The 17,181-nt window shown below is 58.5% G+C and carries 14 protein-coding genes and 1 pseudogene; 5 read left to right on the top strand and 10 right to left on the bottom strand.

What is annotated here, in order from left to right:
- The 8 genes from mutL to VGP75_RS18485 form a co-directional block, all read right to left on the bottom strand.
- A partial coding sequence (gene mutL / locus VGP75_RS18520; RefSeq protein WP_327545064.1) for a DNA mismatch repair endonuclease MutL occupies nt 1–1,191 on the bottom strand: 1,191 nt, incomplete at its 3' end.
- Nucleotides 1,192–1,252: 61 nt separating this feature from the next.
- Complete coding sequence (locus VGP75_RS18515; protein ID WP_327545063.1) at nt 1,253–2,563, bottom strand: M16 family metallopeptidase; 1,311 nt, start codon at nt 2,561–2,563, stop codon at nt 1,253–1,255.
- Nucleotides 2,563–3,894 (bottom strand): M16 family metallopeptidase, encoded by a 1,332-nt coding sequence (locus tag VGP75_RS18510; RefSeq protein ID WP_327545062.1) that lies wholly within the window; start codon nt 3,892–3,894, stop codon nt 2,563–2,565. The genes VGP75_RS18515 and VGP75_RS18510 overlap by 1 nt, the downstream gene beginning before the upstream one ends.
- 85 nt (nt 3,895–3,979) lie before the next feature.
- Nucleotides 3,980–4,618 (bottom strand): DUF3035 domain-containing protein, encoded by a 639-nt coding sequence (locus tag VGP75_RS18505; protein WP_327545061.1) that lies wholly within the window; start codon nt 4,616–4,618, stop codon nt 3,980–3,982.
- 52 nt (nt 4,619–4,670) lie between these two features.
- Complete coding sequence (locus VGP75_RS18500; RefSeq protein ID WP_327545060.1) at nt 4,671–5,177, bottom strand: signal peptidase II; 507 nt, start codon at nt 5,175–5,177, stop codon at nt 4,671–4,673.
- 9 nt (nt 5,178–5,186) lie between these two features.
- On the bottom strand, nt 5,187–6,776 hold the full coding sequence (gene purH / locus VGP75_RS18495) for a bifunctional phosphoribosylaminoimidazolecarboxamide formyltransferase/IMP cyclohydrolase (protein ID WP_327545059.1): 1,590 nt from the start codon (nt 6,774–6,776) through the stop codon (nt 5,187–5,189).
- A gap of 16 nt (nt 6,777–6,792) precedes the next feature.
- Nucleotides 6,793–8,493 (bottom strand): heparinase II/III family protein, encoded by a 1,701-nt coding sequence (locus tag VGP75_RS18490; RefSeq protein ID WP_327545058.1) that lies wholly within the window; start codon nt 8,491–8,493, stop codon nt 6,793–6,795.
- A gap of 109 nt (nt 8,494–8,602) precedes the next feature.
- On the bottom strand, nt 8,603–9,877 hold the full coding sequence (locus VGP75_RS18485) for an RsmB/NOP family class I SAM-dependent RNA methyltransferase (protein ID WP_327545057.1): 1,275 nt from the start codon (nt 9,875–9,877) through the stop codon (nt 8,603–8,605).
- 71 nt (nt 9,878–9,948) lie between these two features.
- Between VGP75_RS18485 and VGP75_RS18480 the strand changes: the two genes are divergently transcribed.
- The gene (locus VGP75_RS18480; protein WP_327545056.1) at nt 9,949–10,125 is read left to right on the top strand and encodes a DUF1674 domain-containing protein; all 177 of its coding nucleotides are present in this window, start codon (nt 9,949–9,951) and stop codon (nt 10,123–10,125) included.
- Between the two features lie 104 nt (nt 10,126–10,229).
- Nucleotides 10,230–11,342 carry a polysaccharide biosynthesis/export family protein gene (locus VGP75_RS18475; protein ID WP_327545055.1) on the top strand — a complete coding sequence of 371 codons (1,113 nt, stop codon included), beginning with the start codon at nt 10,230–10,232 and terminating at the stop codon, nt 11,340–11,342.
- A 6-nt stretch (nt 11,343–11,348) separates the two neighbouring features.
- On the opposite strand, the gene VGP75_RS18470 is transcribed toward VGP75_RS18475, so the two are convergent.
- Together VGP75_RS18470 and galE are read right to left on the bottom strand one after the other, a co-directional pair.
- Nucleotides 11,349–13,526: a M10 family metallopeptidase C-terminal domain-containing protein gene (locus VGP75_RS18470; protein ID WP_327545054.1), complete on the bottom strand. Its 2,178-nt coding sequence runs from the start codon at nt 13,524–13,526 to the stop codon at nt 11,349–11,351.
- A gap of 325 nt (nt 13,527–13,851) precedes the next feature.
- Entirely contained in the window at nt 13,852–14,868 is a 1,017-nt protein-coding gene (galE, locus tag VGP75_RS18465; protein WP_327545053.1) for a UDP-glucose 4-epimerase GalE, read from the bottom strand.
- 164 nt (nt 14,869–15,032) lie between these two features.
- Here galE and VGP75_RS18460 point away from each other — a divergent pair, with 164 nt between their 5' ends.
- The 3 genes and pseudogenes from VGP75_RS18460 to VGP75_RS18450 form a co-directional block, all read left to right on the top strand.
- Nucleotides 15,033–15,386, top strand: coding sequence for a DUF2793 domain-containing protein (locus VGP75_RS18460; protein ID WP_327545052.1), 354 nt, complete (start codon nt 15,033–15,035; stop codon nt 15,384–15,386).
- A gap of 347 nt (nt 15,387–15,733) precedes the next feature.
- A complete protein-coding gene (locus VGP75_RS18455) occupies nt 15,734–16,294 on the top strand; it encodes a F0F1 ATP synthase subunit delta (protein WP_327545051.1) in 561 nt (186 codons plus the stop codon).
- Nucleotides 16,295–17,181, top strand: a pseudogene (locus tag VGP75_RS18450) (F0F1 ATP synthase subunit alpha); the annotation flags it as partial. It lies immediately after the preceding gene.

Below are 17,181 nucleotides of genomic sequence, written 5' to 3'. Positions count from 1 at the left end.
GGGTTGTTCACCAAAGCCGGGGGCTTGTGCTTGGAAGGTCATAGACCGTGCGCTGAAACTGGGACGATCCATCTGGTAAACGCGGGGTGCGGCCGGTTGCGGTGTCATCGCGCCCAGCGTCGCGTTTGCCACGGTTGTGGATGCGCGGTGCCCTGCGTCTGCCAAGGCATGGCGCAGGCCGGAGATGATCAATCCGCGCACGGTTCCTGGATCGCGGAAACGGACCTCGGATTTTGCGGGGTGGACGTTCACGTCCACCAATGTCGGGTCGCAATCCACGAATAACGCCGCCACCGGATGCCTGTCACGCGAGAGCACGTCCATATAGGCCGCGCGCAACGCGCCAAGGAGCATCTTGTCCCGCACAGGGCGGCCGTTGACGAAAAGGAACTGTGCCACGGCGGCCCCGCGCGAATAGGTCGGGAGCGCGGCATAGCCTGTCAGGTGAAAGCCGTCGCGCTGGGTGTCGATCCGCAGGGCGTTTTCGGCGAAATCCTTACCCAAGACCACCTGAAGCCGTCCGTGCAGCGCATCAAAAAGATCGCCTGTTTCAGCATCAGCACGAAACACCGTGCGGTTATCCCCGTTTGACGCATCGCGCAGAATGAAGGTCACGAAAGGTTCGGCCATGGCCAGCCGCTTGACGACATCAGTGACTGCCTGCGCCTCGGCCCTGTCAGTGCGCAGGAATTTCAGGCGCGCAGGGGTGGCGTAGAACAGATCACGTAGTTCAATGACGGTCCCTGCGGAAAGCGCCGCCGGTTTGACGCCTTCCGTCTTGCCGCCCGCGACAGCAATCATGGCGGCATCTGCACCTTTCGCGCGCGATGTGATTGTCAGTCGGCCTGTTGCACCAAGCGATGGCAGCGCTTCGCCACGAAAGCCGAAAGAGCGGATGTTAAGAAGGTCAGAGCCGTCGATCTTGGATGTTGCGTGCCGCGACAAAGCCAGCGGCAGATCGGCCCCTGTCATACCGCAGCCGTTGTCGGTGACGCGGATCAGGGTTTTGCCGCCATCGGCGATGACGACTTCAATGCGGGTGGCGCCTGCATCGACGCTGTTTTCGATCAGTTCTTTGACGGCCGAGGCCGGGCGTTCCAGCACTTCGCCCGCTGCAATCCGGTTGATTGCAGCGTCATCAAGTTGCCGGATCACGGGGCGCGGCTGTATTTGGGGGTCTGCAGTGGCCATGCCACAATCTGTAGCATGGCCCACCGCGATTCTGCGAGTGGAAAACAGGGCCGTGGATTGGCTACTGCGTCGATTCAAGCCCCTCGGGCTGTCCGACCACAACGAAATGAAGCCCTTCTGGTTGCAGCAATTCGGCGGCAACACGGTTCACGTCTTCCAGCGTTACCGCTTCAACAAAACTGTTGCGGTCCACCACATAATCCGGCGTCAGGCCGATCATCTGCATTCCCGCCATAATGCTCGCAATATCGGCATTTCCATCAAAGCGCAGAGGGTATTCGCCAGTCAGAAAGGTTTTGGCGACTGCCAGTTCTTCCGGCGTCACACCTTCGCGCGCCATCCGTTCCCATTCGTTGCGGGTCACTGCGATGGCTTCGGCAATCGTCTCGTTCGACGAGGCGACAGTTCCGAGGATCATTTCCGCATGGTATTTGGGCACAAGGGACGTCCCGATGCCATAGGTCAGGCCGCGCTTTTCGCGCACTTCGGTCATCAGGCGGGATTCAAAACCGCCAGCACCCAGAATATGGTTCAGCACGAAAGCGGCGAAGAAGTCTTCATCGTCACGTTTCAGGCCCGCCTGTCCGAAGAAGGCCACAGATTGAGGGGTCTCAAAGTCAACAACCGTGATGCCTCCATCCAGACCAAAGGCCACGTCATCGGGCAAAGGCGGGCCCTCTGCAGGCAGATCACCCAAAAGGTCATCAAGCATAGCGCCCACGGTTTCGGCGGTCGTGTCGCCCACAACGGAGACATAAAGCCGGTCGAGAACCAGCGCGTTGCGATGCGCCGCGAACATGTCGTCACGTGTCAGGGCGGTCACGGAGTCGATCGTCCCGTCAATGCTGGACCCGTAAGGGTGGTCGCCAAAGGCGTTCGCGTAGAATGTTGAACTTGCGATCGCATTGGGGGTTTTTGCATCGCTGTTGATGCCCGCAATGACCTGTGCGCGCACACGGTCCAGCGCGTCTTGGTCAAAGCGCGGCGAGACAAGCGCTTGCCGCAACAGAGCGATGGCCTCTTCTTTGTTTTCGGTCAGGAAGCGCGCCGAAATTTGCATGCTGTCGTCAAAGGCGCGGAACGTGAAACTTGCGGCAAGGTCTTCCAGCGTTGTCTGGAATTCCTGCGCCGTCATGTCGCCAGAGCCTTCTTCCAGAAGTGCGGCCATCAGGTTTGTCGCGCCCCGTTTGCCGGGCAGGTCAAGCGTGCCGCCACCCTGAATACGGATTTCCAAGGCCACAAACGGGATTGCGGGTTCTTCGACGACCCACGCATTGATCCCGCCGGGCGAGGTGACTTGTTTGATATCCAACTCGGCCCGTGCGGTAGTGGCGACGATGGTCAGGCACAAGGCAATCAGAATACGCAGCATCAGCGTGCCTCCTCTTGGTTCGCCACGACCCAGCCGGTCACGGATTGATCACGGTTCAGAACTTTGGCTGCAACGGCCTTGATGTCGTCTTCGGTGACGGATTGCAGAATCTGGGGCCATTCCTGCACATCGGCGACCGTCAGGCTCTGCGACAGGGCTGCGCCGTAGCGTTGCGCCAGACCTTGCACGTTATCAAGCGCATAGATCTCGGATGCGCGTAGTTGCGTGCGGATGCTTTCCATGCGCGCAGGGTCGATCTCGGCCTCTAGAAAAGCATTGACGACCTCGTCCATCGCAGCCTCTGCCTCGGAGAGGGAAACGCCATCGGTGGGGACAATTGAAAAGGAAAACACGCCGTGATCCAAAGTGAAACCATTGTAAGAGGCGTTTGTATAGATTGCCGTCTGCGTGTCGAATTGCAGGGCTTGCCCCAACGCCGAGGTAAAGGGCGAGCCGCCCAAAAGTTCGGCCAGATAGACAAGGGCAGCGGCTTCACGCTGCGCCCCGGGGTCGCGTTCGGGGGCCAGATACATCCGCACAAGATAGGGCTGGCTGACGCGCGCATCGACGTAGGTGATCCGGCGTTCGGCACGCTGCGGCGGTTCTTGCGGGCGTTCACGCACAGGCAGTTGGTCTTCTGCCGGGAGAACGCCGTAATACTGTTCCGCGAGGGCAAGAACATCCTCAGGTTCAACGTCGCCGGCGACTACAAGAATCGCGTTGTTCGGTGAATAGTAGAGATCGTAAAAACCAAGCACATCCTGCAGATCAAGCTCTTCCATCTCGTGTTTCCAGCCGATGATCGGCACACCGTAGCGGTGGTTCTGGAACAAAGCTGCGCGGAATTGTTCGCGCGCAAGCGCGTTGGGGTTGTTCTCGGTGCGCTGGTTGCGCTCTTCGAGAATGACCTGACGCTCGGTTTCGACATCCTCTGCGGTGATCCGCAGATTGTTCATCCGGTTGCTTTCCATCTGCATCATCAACTCAAGCCGGTCGGCGGCAACGCGTTGGAAATAGGCGGTGTAGTCATAGCTGGTGAAGGCATTGTCGCGGCCGCCGTTGGCCGCCACGGTTGCCGAGAATTCACCCGATTCTAGCACATCGGTCGCTTTGAACAGCAAATGCTCAAGGAAGTGCGCCACACCGGAAGCTCCAACAGGTTCATCCGCGGACCCGACTTTGTACCAGAGCATATGGACCACGACAGGCGCGCGGCGGTCTTCGATCACAACCACTTCCATGCCGTTGTCGAGCGTATAGGTCGTGACTTCTTCGGCTTGCGCAGCCGTGGCGGATAGCGCCATCACCAGAGCAGCGAACAGACGTTTCATAGGCACCCCTTCAGAAATTGATTACATGGAAACCTACGTCGCTTTGCGCATGGTTCAAGTCACCATACGCAGATGTGAGGTGAGCCTATTCCGCTTCGTCGGATTCGCAGACACGGCGGATGCGTCCGTCTGGTGACCCGATGGTTGTGAAAACACAGTCTTCGCGAATGCCGAATTGTCCCAGCAAACCAGCGGAAGCACGCTCTCTTGCCTCAACCGCTTCGGAAGGCACCTGCGGGACTGCGACGCCAAGCGCGTCCAGACGCGCCAGCTCGGCAGGTGCATTAAGAGCCTGTCGCGCATAAGCGGGGAAATACCGGTCGCGCCCAAGGGGATTGAAAAGGTTTGTCCGGCGTGCGCGGCGTAAAATCGCGTCATCTTCTACCGCAAGTTGTGCGCGGATTGCAGGATCAACCCCGTAGCGGTTTGTCTGTGTTACAAGGGCTGAATCACCGGCGGGAATACCACCAGCAACCAGTGCAGCAGGTGATCCGCCCAATGCGCGGATCGCATCGGCGTTTGGTGTAGGGTCGGCGCGGTTGGCACCACCAGGTGTGGGAGTGGGCAATGCGCGCGTTTCAGGGATTTCCAGCGGATCAAACAGGATCACGGCGAATTCGTCAGGCCCGCCGCTGGCAGAGCGTAGGTCCCGCAGGGGACGATCCGTGTTGCCACAGGCGGACACCAAAGTCAGGGCCAGAACAGTGAAAGAAAGCGCACGCATGAATAGTCCCTCGGTGTTGGTCAGGTTTGTTTAGCCCAAGCCAAGCGCAAGGTCACGCCGATTTCTTTTTGTCATCCGCAAGAAAGGCAAGCCCGATCGCACCAAGGAAGATGCAGATGTCAGCCACGTTGAACGCATAAGGATTGTTAAACCCGCAGCAGGACATATTCAGAAAATCCGCCACAGCCCCATAAAAGAAGCGGTCAATCACATTGCCCATCGCGCCACCAATCAATAAGCCGCCCGCGATATAGACCCATTTGGTGCCGCCGATCTTGTTCAGCCACCAGATCACGCCTGCGGTAATCGCAAAGGCCACGCCGATCAGCACCCAGCGCATGTCATATTCGGCAAAAAGGCCGAAATTCACGCCACGGTTCCACGCCATCCGCAGCACGAGGAAAGGTGGAAACACCTCAACCGCCTGCGGATAGGGAAGCTGATCCGAGGGCACAGTGACCTGTTCCCACCGCAGCCCGAAGACATTGAACAACACGTAGAATTTGATCACCTGATCCAGCAGGAAAATCCACAGGGCAGTGAAAAACATCAGGCGCATGGCGGTCCTCTAGTGGCGGAAGTGGCGCATGCCGGTAAAGACCATCGCGATGCCGGCCTCATCGGCGGCTGCGATCACTTCGTCGTCACGCATGGAACCACCGGGCTGGATGACGCAGGTCGCGCCAGCGGCGGCGGCCTCCATCAGCCCGTCAGCAAAGGGGAAGAAGGCGTCGGATGCCACGGCAGAACCTTTGGTCAAGGGCGTTTCCAGCCCCATCGCCTCGGCCATCCGCTCGGCTTTCTTCGCGGCGATCAGGGCGCTGTCCAGACGTGACATCTGGCCTGCGCCGACGCCGACGGTGGCCCTGTCTTTGACGTAAACGATGGCGTTGGATTTCACATGCTTCGCGACCTTCCATGCAAACAGCAGATCCGCCAATTGCTCCTCGGTCGGTGCGACCTTGGTCACAACCTTCAGATCATCCATGCCGACATATCCGGTGTCTTTGTCCTGCACCAACATGCCGCCGGCGACCTGACGGTAGGTGGTGATTGGCGCTTTGACATCGGGCAAACCATCCGTGGTCAGCAAGCGCAGGTTCTTTTTGGCCGCAAACACAGCCTTGGCCGCATCGGAGGCATCGGGCGCAATCACGACCTCGGTGAAGATCTCGACAATGGCTTTGGCGGTTTCTTCATCCAACGGCTGGTTCAGCGCCACAATACCGCCGAACGCACTGGTGCGATCACAATCAAACGCGTTCTGATAAGCCTCGACCAGCGTTGCACCGCGTGCCACACCGCAGGGGTTGGCGTGTTTGATGATAGCGACGGCAGGGCCCTCGGCTGGATCAAATTCCGCGACCAGTTCAAAGGCGGCGTCAGTGTCGTTGATGTTGTTGTAAGACAGCTCTTTGCCTTGATGCTGCACCGCCGTCGCGACGCCGGGACGCCCTGTGCCATCAGTGTAGAACGCGGCAGACTGGTGGCTGTTTTCACCGTAGCGCATGACCTGTTTGAATGTGCCGCTGAACGACCGGCGGCGGGGTGTGTCCTGCCTGATTGCACCTGCCATCCACGTGCTCACGGCGGTGTCATAGGCCGCAGTGCGGGCATAGGCCGTTTGGGCAAATTGCTGGCGCAAGGCCAATGTGGTTTCGCCCTCGTTGGCATCAAGCTCCGCCAAAAGCGCAGCGTAATCTTCCACATCCGTTACGACCGTCACGAACGCGTGGTTCTTTGCCGCCGAGCGGATCATCGCAGGGCCGCCGATGTCGATATTCTCGATACAGGTGTCGAAGTCGGCACCTTTGGCAACGGTGTCTTCAAACGGATAAAGGTTCACCACAAGCAGGTCGATCGGCCCGATGTTATGTTCCACCATCGCATCGCGGTGTGCCTCAAGATCGCGGCGTGCGAGAAGGCCACCGTGGACCACAGGGTGCAGGGTCTTGACCCGCCCGTCCATCATCTCGGGAAAGCCGGTAACATCGGCCACATCGCGCACCTCAAGGCCCGCATCCCGCAGCGCCTTTGCGGACCCGCCGGTGGACAAGAGTTCAACACCACGCGCAGCAAGCGCCTGGCCAAGATCAATCAACCCGGTTTTGTCAGAGACAGACAGAAGGGCGCGGCGCAGTGGGACAAGATCGGTCATGTGGGTCCTTTGAAGGCTAATCAACGGCGTCCAGTGGATCGGCCTGCACAAAATCACGCACAGCAGCGGGCGTATCTTGCGTTTTGGCCAAGGACCAACGGACACGCGTCGCATAGGCCATTGCGTAGCCAGATAAAACCACCTGTTGTGTGGCAACGGGCTTTAATTGGTGATTTTGCAGATAAACCGATGCCGTCAGGCCAAGTTTCGCCGTTCCATCGTGGCGCAAAACCCAGACTTCGCCGGATTTCAGCGTCAAAGACACTGTGGTCCCTGCAATATCTATCGCCGCTTCAACATCCGGATGAAGATGAAACCGCAGCACATAGGGCAGGATGCTGTGCGCCCGTGCAGCATCAAAGGTCGCTTCATCATCGGGGCCGAGCGTCGTCAGCATGTCTTCGCCTTCAAGCGTCCGGCCATCCAAGGAAAGCTGCAGCGTCCGCGCATGGGTCAGCCCGTGTGACGGTTGATAGCCGTTATGCGATAGTTCGAGTTTGCGGGTTTGTCCCGTTTCCGAAAGGATGCAGTCCACACGCGTCGGCAATTCGGTCAACAGCTCCGCGCCTGCAATCCCGCGCCCTCTGAGGCCAAGATGCGATGACGACACGCCCTCGATCATCATCGTGGAATGGCTGGGTGTGGCGCGGCTAGCCCTGCGCCATTCCTCTCCAAAACGGGCACCAGACCCGCAGTTGACGATCAGGGGCCTGCGCCCTGATGTCAGTTCGAACGCCAAGGTGCTGGCATGTCCGTCAGCCGAAGCAGCACCTTGCGGTGGCGGGGCGGCGTCGGCGATCAAGGTGGTCCGGCCAGCCGCAAGGCGCGCGTACCCCATGTGCCGGTCACCTGTGGGGGGTGTCTTGATGCCTGACGCGACCAAGGCTTCGTCCAGCCGTCCATACACACCATCTCCGCCGCCATGAAACCGCGCCAAGCCGCCGTCGGCATGGCGCAAGGCGCGCAAGGTGGGCGTGATGCGTGCGATAGCTTTGGTGAGCGCGGGCGGGCAAGCGTGGTCTGCGTCTTTCAATGACTGGGCCGTCCAGTTCAGCAGGCTCAGGATATCAAGCAGGTCTTGGGGTTTGCGGGTTGCAATCGCGCCGTCTGCGCTGATCTCGCTGTCGCAATCCTTGGCCAATGCCTGCAACGCGGGCGCGGTATAGTGGTCGATACTCTTGAGAGAGAGGCTGGCATAGATGATCCCTGCCAGTGCTTCAAAACGGCGCACACCCGGTTCGGTGGCATTCCAGCGGCGTGACAGAAAAAGTGCCTGACGCGCAAGGCTTTCGAAGAACCGGTAAGACGTCGTCTTGTCCTGCCCCCGCAGCACAAACGGGCCGTGGTTTATCAACCGCATCAGCCTGCGCCCTGTCACCCCGGGCGTCCAGCCGTCACTGCGGCCGTCGCCATAGCGGTCGATCCATCCCAGCACCCATGTCCGCGCCAAGGCACGTGCGGTCTCGTCCCCGACCGCCGCGAGATCATCCAACCAGCCGCACCCTTGGATCTCATCCGACACCTCGGAGTAGGCATCGGCGATATCCCAGATGCTGTGTTCTTTCCCTTCGACAAACAGACCGGAGAAGAGAAATTTGCCCGCAATAAGTTGCTGACCGCGCGCGATAACGCCGATTGTGTGTGGTTCGGGCAGGGATACGAAAGCCGTCGCAACAGCGGCCCGCGCGGCGCGGCGTGCATGAAACCGATGCATCATGCGCCTGTGGCGTTGCTGCCATTTTGTGAGTTGCGCCAATTCCTGCAGCCTCGGTTTGCACTCTTGCGGGACTATTTGGCCCAGACCATAGGAAATGGTTGCCGCTAAGTCACGCAGGCTTTCGCATCACGGCCATATAGAACCCGTCCATCCCGCCGCGATCTGCCCAGAAATCGGGGCGCAGACGCAGGCCGCCTTCTGGTGTGATCCAGTCAGGGTCGATCCCGTCGATGTGCAACGCGCTGGCGTCAACGGACAGGCCTTCGTGCCGTGCCAGCGCCTCTTCAACCTGCACTTCGCCTTCATCAGGCAAGAGCGAGCAGGTGCAAAACACAAGCCGCCCACCGGGTTTGAGTAGCGTCATGGCGTGATCAATGAGCGTTTCCTGCTGGTCAATCAGTGCGCCAAACTCGGACCCGTCCTTTGCATAGGGTAGATCAGGATGCCGCCGGACAGTGCCGGTTGCTGAGCAGGGGGCATCCAGAAGTACGGCATCAAATCCGCCCTCGTTAAATTCAAAGGCATCGCTGACCACGCAGTTGGCCGACAAGCCCACACGCGCAAGGTTTTCGCTGACCCGCGCCATCCGCTTGTCCGAGATATCCACGGCCGTCACATCTGCGCCCAAGGCAGCCAGTTGCATGGTCTTGCCACCGGGGGCGGCGCAAAGATCGAGCACCTTGAGCCCTTTGACATCGCCAAGCAGTTTCACCGGGATGGCCGCCGCCGCATCCTGTACCCACCAGTCACCCTGCGCATATCCCGCTAGGGATGAGACCTGTCCCGCGTTCGGCACACGGACAGAGCCAGTTGGCAAGACGGTGCCGCCCACAGCCGCAGCAACAGCGACCGGGTCGCCTTTGGCCGTCAGATCTAGCGGTGCACCTGCGAAATGTGCGGCCTCCATGTCGGTCACCGCGTCGCGGCCCCAAGCGGCCACCAGCGGTTGCCGCAGCCAGCCGGGGGTCAGCGGCACGGCGCGCTTGGCCCAGCCCTCGGGCCCTTCATCGGCGATTTTGCGCAGCACGGCGTTGGTCAGACCCTTCATCGACTGGGTACGCTTGTTTCGGGCGACGATTTCGACATAGGCGTTGACGACGCCGTGTGCTGCCTCGCCGTTGCACAACTCAATCACGCCAAGGCGCAGGGCGTTCATCACGTGATCCGGGGGCGTTTTCTTCAAGTAAGGCTTCAGCATCCGGTCAGCACGGTCAAGGCCGCGCAGGGCCTCGGTCGCAAGGCGCTGGGCACGGGCGCGGTCGTCGTTTTCCAGCCGCGCCAAGGCCCCACCGGCGATTAGTTCCGCCATCAAACGGCCTTCGGTCGTGATCTGCATCAGCAGATGATGGGCGGTGCGGCGGGCAGGCAGGCCGGTCTGGGTCATCTGTCTCTCACTTGAAGCTTGCTGCGCTGCGCGTATATCAATCATGGGATATCGACAAGGAGGCGCCTGCCATGACCGAAGAGACCAAAGACCTGCCGCCTGCGGCACAACGCGCCTTGGCCGAGGCAGAAGAGCGCCGCAAGAAAGCGGGGGCCCAAGTGATGCCGACCGAATTGGGCGGGCGCGATGGGCCTGAGCCTGTCCGCTATGGCGATTGGGAGAAAAAGGGTTTAGCGATCGATTTCTGATCCTCTTGTCAGGACCGTGTATTATCTGACATTTTGCCGTCTTAGACGCTGTTCATAAAGTTTTGGCAGTGTAGGATACGCGGATTGCCCGAAAGGATTTTGGTTTGATCGTTCATAAATTCGTTGCCCTCGTTGTATGTTGCGCGCTTGCCGGTTGCGGCTTGCCGCGAGGTGCCGGTTTTCAGTCAGAAGTCCTTGCCGCCTCCAAGGCAAATACTGCCGCCGAAGGCGAAGCGCCCGCCTATGATTTTGCCGTTTATGAAGTGAACCGCGACACGCTGCCTGTCCTGCAGGGCTGGCCGGTCACGGGCGCGGGCGCATTGCCGTGGCCTGTTGCGCAAGAACAGCCTGCTTCGATGATGATTGCAGCGGGCGATACTGTTCAGGTGACGATCTGGGATGCCGAGGAAAATTCGATTTTTGGCGCGGGTGGTGTCACGCCGTTGCAGCCTGAAATCGTGAGCGCAGACGGCCGCATCTTTGTTCCTTATATCGGGAGCCTGCGTGTGGCCGGAATGGCGCCCAACACGGCACGTGAACGGATCGAAGAAGAACTGATCCGCACCGTGCCCTCAGCGCAGGTGCAATTGACTGTTGAGCCGGGTCAGATAAATACGGCAAACCTCGCCGCTGGCGTTGCAGCGCCCGGTCTTTATCCCCTGCCGAACCGCAACGTGAAGATCCTCGATCTGTTTTCGCAGGCGGGTGGTCCGCGCCCTGATCTGAATTCACCGCAGGTGCGCTTGATCCGTGGAAGCCGAACCTATGGTATCCCGTTTGAGCGGCTCCTGAGTGACCCTAGCGCCAATATCGCAGTGCGTGGTGGGGACCGTATTTTTGTTGAAGACGACAAACGGCAGTTCATCGCTCTTGGCGCAACCGGCGCCCAGTCGATTTTTGATTTCCCTGAAGTCGAGTTTTCTGCCCTGGAGGCGCTGGCCTTTATTGGTGGCGTCAATGCAGGCAGCGCAAACCCGGAGGGCATTCTGATCCTGCGGGAATACGCCCAAAGGGCCGTGAAAGACGGCATCGCTGGCCCCCCGCAAGAGCGTGTTGTCTTTACGATCGACCTGACCTCGGCGGATGGGTTGTTCTCGGCGGGAAAGTTTATGCTTGAAGGGGACGATCTGATCTACGGCACCGAAAGCGCCCTTGGCCCTGCGTTAACGCTCTTTGGTCTGACAAATAATCTTGCATCTGTGGTAAACAGAAACTGATCACCTTCAGAACAAAATGATGTCGTCTGCAAGCGTGGCGGGGTCGATGATCCCGTCGATATGCAGGATATTGCCATCCGCAAAATCAATCGTCATGCGCCCGTCCGCAAAGGTGCCATATACGAACAGCAGGTCGTCAGCAGAGGTCAATCCGGTCCAAAGGCTTTGGTCGAGGATAATCTGGTCAATGCCTTGTTCGAAATCGGCAATCACATCAACACCGCTATTGAAGACAAAGGTATCGGCGCCAGCGCCGCCATTCAGCCAATCGTTCCCGTTGCCACCAGCGAGCCAATCGTCGCCTGCGCCACCAAAGATCCTATCTGCGCCGTCATCACCGTAAAGGATGTCATCGCCATCACGACCAAAAATTGTGTCATCGCCGCGTCCGCCGCTTACAGTATCGTCGCCGCCGCCAGCGAAGATCACATCAAAAGAATCGCCACCAAATAGTGTTTCGGCAGCCTCGGTGCCATCAATCGTGAGCCCATTGGCCCCAGTGCCCGCCGCCTTGTTCATGGTGTCGCGCAGTTGATCCAGATTGCCTGCACCGATGATTTGAAGCGAGGTCAGGATGCTATTTTCGCCGCCCTGATCGGTGGGGTGGTCCTGCGGCGGGTTGCCCAAATCAGGGACAGGCGTTGCCGGTCCGGGGTAGCCCGGCGTGATCCCGACAGGCAGACGCGTGGACCCGATCAGATCGGCGTTTGTCAGGGCGCGGTAATCAATAGGACCCCCGTCAGAGCTCTGCACGATCAGCACTTCGTCGCCATAGCGGATTTCCATGCCGTCGCTGCGTATCGTCATCAAAAGCTGGCTGATGTCACGCAGCATCGGCCAAAGCGACAAATCAATACGGTCTTGGCCCACAGTGAAATCCGTGATCGTGTCGATGCTGCCATCCGCGCTCAGAATAAAGACATCCGCGCCACTACCGCCTGACATGATGTCCGCGCCTGCACCATCGCGTATAATATCGTTGCCTTGGCCCCCGGATATGACATCGTCGCCGTCGTGGCCTTGCAGGATATCATCACCTTCCGTGCCGACCAACGGACCTCCGCCCAAAGTGGCTGTCAGATCAACACCAGCAACGCCGATATCAAGTGCCAGTTGTGTGACACCTGGTTCGCTGCTGCTGGCGACAAAGATATCGACCCCGCCGTCGCGATCCGATGCCGCCAGCGCACTGACGTTATCAAGCCCGAAATCAACGGTGTCTTCGATTGTCGCTCGATGGACCAGCAATCCGCCCGAGAGCAGCAGGAAAACCGAAACCCCGTCATCGGCGCCGCCTGCAATGACATAGGTTTTGCCTTCGGCCTGGATGACCTCAAGGGAGGTTACGCCGCCAAAGCGCGTATCGCGTCCGTCAAGCACATGGTCACGCACGATCATGCTGCCATCAGCGCCAAGCTCTACCACGCTCAGGCTGCTTGATCCGGCTGCGGCGAGTATGACGAATGTCGCATCCCCGACGGTGGTGGTTTCAAGGGCTGTGGGCGCGCTGATCCAAAGGCCGTCATCTGCACCGATGGTCGTTTCCGCGATGATCGCGCCTGCAGAATCAACCTCCCGCGCTGTCAGGCCATTCTGGGTTTCGCTTGTTGTGAGAACAAAGTTGCGCCCTTCGATCATCGCAAGCGTTACAGCCGCGATGCGTGCAGTCGTGGACGCGTCCGCGTTATAGTGGATACTGTGATCGCGCAGGGTGCCGTCAGCGTCGAACCTGATGCGGGCAAGGCCACTCTGGCTTGCAAGCGCGCCGTAAACGGCTTGCGTTCCATCGGGCAGCACAAGCGTGACGCCGTGCTGAAAGCCATTGAATGTTGGCGGCAGGCCGGCCAGTGGGATGACGGTTGAAAAGCCACCGTCAGAGGCAATCCCGATCATCTGAAGTGCGCCGCCCACGCCACCCCCCACCAAAAGACTGGCGTGCGCACCTTCTGCCACGAGATTGATACTGGCCGAGCCGCCAAGAACGACCCCGCCAAAATAGGGCAGTGTTTCTTCAATCGTTAAAATGCCACTGTCGATCCCCCACTGCCGAAGAACACCATCATAGCGTGTTGTGCTGTAAAGCTGAGTTGTCCCACCGATATTCAGGACGAATAGGTCAGTGATAGCCGAATGTGCCACGTCACCGGGATCAGTCACGTGACCTGTAAAGGATAATGAAGACATGAAAGGTACCCCCCGGAACCACCTGTCGTCTGTGTAGGTCTTGAGGGTGTATTTTTTTGGCGGTTTGGTTGCGGCGGAATAAAGGCGCGGGCATGAACTTTAACGCGTAATTTCCTAAATAATGCATAGGATTTGAAGAAATTCCGCGCGCTGATGCGATACGTTGGGTTCGAAATTCACGCACCTCCAGACGACTTGTGTGATAAAACGCACAGAAGAAAAACTGCTGATGCGTTAAGTCCTAGTTGGGGAATTTTTCCAGTGGTGAGGGTTTAACGGTTCGTCTTCAGTGTGCCTTGCGTTTGTTACGCAGGGCACATTTCATTTAAGACCCTTCGTACCCGTCCGGATTGGCAGATTGCCATGCCCATGTGCTGCTGGTCATGTCATCAAGATCATGCGTCGCTTTCCATCCTAATTCGGCATTGGCACGGCTTGCATCGGCTTGCATCGCTGCAATATCGCCTTCACGGCGGCCGACCTGCTGGGTCTTTATCGGCGCGCCGCAGGCCCGCTCGAATGCAGCAACCATGTCGCGCACGCTATAGCTTTGGCCGGTACCGATATTGAACGGTCGCGCACCTGTTGCCTGTTCGGCGTAGGCAATGGCCGCAACATGGGCGCGGGCAAGATCGACCACATGGATATAGTCGCGCAGGCCCGTGCCATCTGGGGTGTCGTAATCATCCCCAAAAATTTGCAACGCCTTGCGCTTGCCCACCGCGACCTGCGCGATAAAGGGCATCAGGTTATTGGGAATATCCTTGGGGTCTTCGCCGATCTGCGCCGAGGCATGGGCCCCGACCGGATTGAAATAACGCAGCAACACCGCCGCGCGTGCAGGATCAGCGGCAGCCCAATCCGTCAGGATCTGCTCGGCCATCAGCTTGGTCTTGCCATAGACAGATGTGGGGTTTGTGGGATGCGCCTCATCATAGGGAAGATAGACGGGTTCTCCGTAAACTGTGGCTGAGGATGAAAAGATCAGGCGTTTGCAATCGGCCCGATCCATCGCATGCAGCAAAGCCAGCGTGCCAGAGACGTTGACGTCATAGTAAAGCAGCGGTTTTTCCTGACTTTCGCCAACTGCCTTGAGGCCTGCAAAATGGATCACGGCCTCGGGCTGAAAATCCTGCATGACCTCGTCCAGCTTAGCGGCATCACGTACATCGCCGATATAATCATGGACCAAACCGTTCGACAGGGCGCGGACGCGGTTCAGGACTTCGGGTGTCGCATTGCTGTAGTTGTCCAGCACGCAAACTTCATGGCCTTGCGCCATCAGTTCAAGCAATGTGTGGCTGCCGATATACCCCGCGCCGCCGGTCACCAATACGCGCATGCGTGTCTCCAAATGATACCTCTTCCTTCTAGGGACTTGCTGACATGGGTTCAACGCCGCCGTAAGACGTGCGTTCCGGCACCGCACGGTGCTGTAAGGATCTTGTGAGACATCATCGGAAATACTGCGCGTCAATTCATTCCCAGCGGAAGGTGCAGGACGACATGCCAGATATTACCCCAAACCTTGAGTTGCCGTTCATCATGCCGGCGCAGGCGCAAAAACACGTGACACACAACGAAGCCATCGAGTTGCTCGATATGATTGTCCAGCTAACGGTCGAGAGTACGGACGCCACGACCCCACCCGCATCACCCAATGAAGGGCAGGCTTGGGCGCTTGGTGTGTCCCCTTCAGGCGGGTGGGCAGGACAGGCGGGCAAGATCGCCGCATGGCGTGGCGGTGGTTGGATGTTTGTTACGCCGCGTGAAGGGTGGATTGCATGGGTGAAAAATGATTCAGAGTTGCAAGTATTTACCGGCAGCAACTGGGCGACGTTGGCCGGAACCGTGGCCTAATGCTGTAGCGGCGAATCCCGTGTTGCGCATTTTTGCGGATGCAACATTAAGAAAGCGAAAAGCGCGGCACCCGAAAGGGGCTGCGCTTTCTGGCATTTTGGCAATGAAGAAATGGAAATGGCCTAAGTTTTGGTCTGATATTGCTGTTCAATGCAGATAACAGCACCATATGGTCGCCCGAGTAGCGGATTCTTGTCGCAGGGTGCTTGCGACGTCATAGGGGCTCTGCTACATCGCGCAGGATTTTGCTGCTCTCTCGTTTTCGTGAGGGCGAAGGAAGTTGCTCATTCGCGTCCTGTCACTGACGGGGCCCGCGGGTCTGGGCCCAAGATATCGGAAGGCTCCACGTGTCCGAAACTGCTGGTATTTCGACAGGCATCGCCACGCGCTATGCGACCGCTGTGTTTGACCTCGCCAAGGACGGCAAGGCAATCAAGGCACTCGAATCAGATGTTGCTTCATTGGAGGCAGCGATGGCCGAAAGCGCCGATCTGCGTACATTGTTGACATCACCGCTTTACAGCCGCGAACAACAGTCTGGCGCAATCGTAGCGATCGCCAAGAAAATGGAACTCTCTGACACCACAAGCAACGTGCTGGCGCTTCTGGCGTCCAAGCGGCGCTTGTTTGTGCTGCCACAGCTAATCGCTGTTCTGCAGGACATGCTGTCGGAAGAACGCGGCGAAGTGACCGCCGAGGTCACGACCGCCAAGGCGCTGACCAAGGCGCAAGCTGAGAAGCTGGCCAAAACGCTCAAAGCCCAAGTGGGCAAATCCATCACCATCAAAGAAACCGTCGATGAATCAATCATCGGCGGTCTTATTGTCAAAGTGGGCTCCAAGATGATCGACACGTCGATCGCCTCCAAGCTCAACGCACTCCAGAGTAAAATGAAAGAGGTCGGATAAATGGCGATCCAAGCGTCTGAAATTTCTGCGATCCTGAAGGACCAGATCAAAAACTTCGGTCAAGAGGCCGAAGTTGCCGAAGTCGGTCGTGTGCTGAGCGTGGGCGACGGTATCGCCCGTGTTTATGGCCTCGACAACGTGCAGGCCGGTGAAATGGTCGAATTCCCCGGTGGTATCCGCGGGATGGCCCTGAACCTTGAATCCGACAACGTTGGTGTTGTTATCTTCGGTTCCGACCGCGACATCAAAGAAGGTGACGTTGTTAAGCGCACCAAATCAATCGTGGACGTGCCTGTTGGTGACGAACTCTTGGGGCGCGTTGTAGACGGCCTTGGTAACCCTCTGGACGGCAAAGGCCCGATCAAGACAAAGAACCGTGCGGTTGCCGATTCAAAAGCGCCCGGCATTATCCCGCGTAAATCGGTTCACGAGCCGATGGCGACCGGTCTGAAATCCGTTGACGCCATGATCCCGATTGGCCGTGGCCAGCGCGAATTGATCATTGGCGACCGTCAGACAGGTAAAACTGCTGTGGCGCTTGATACGATCTTGAACCAGAAGTCCTATAACGACGCTGCTGAAAAAGAGTACGACAAGCTGTACTGCGTCTACGTTGCGATCGGTCAGAAGCGTTCGACAGTTGCGCAGCTGGTGAAAAAGCTCGAAGAATCGGGTGCTATTGAATATTCCATCGTTGTGGCTGCAACCGCATCCGACCCTGCGCCAATGCAGTTCCTTGCACCATATGCCGCAACCGCAATGGCCGAGCATTTCCGCGACAACGGCCGCCACGCGCTGATCATCTATGATGACCTGTCCAAACAGGCTGTGTCCTATCGCCAGATGTCCCTGCTGCTGCGCCGCCCACCAGGGCGTGAAGCCTACCC

Source organism: Yoonia sp. (assembly GCF_036007805.1).
Classification (GTDB): Bacteria; Pseudomonadota; Alphaproteobacteria; order Rhodobacterales; family Rhodobacteraceae; genus Yoonia.
This window is presented reverse-complemented; position numbering and strand designations above follow the sequence as displayed.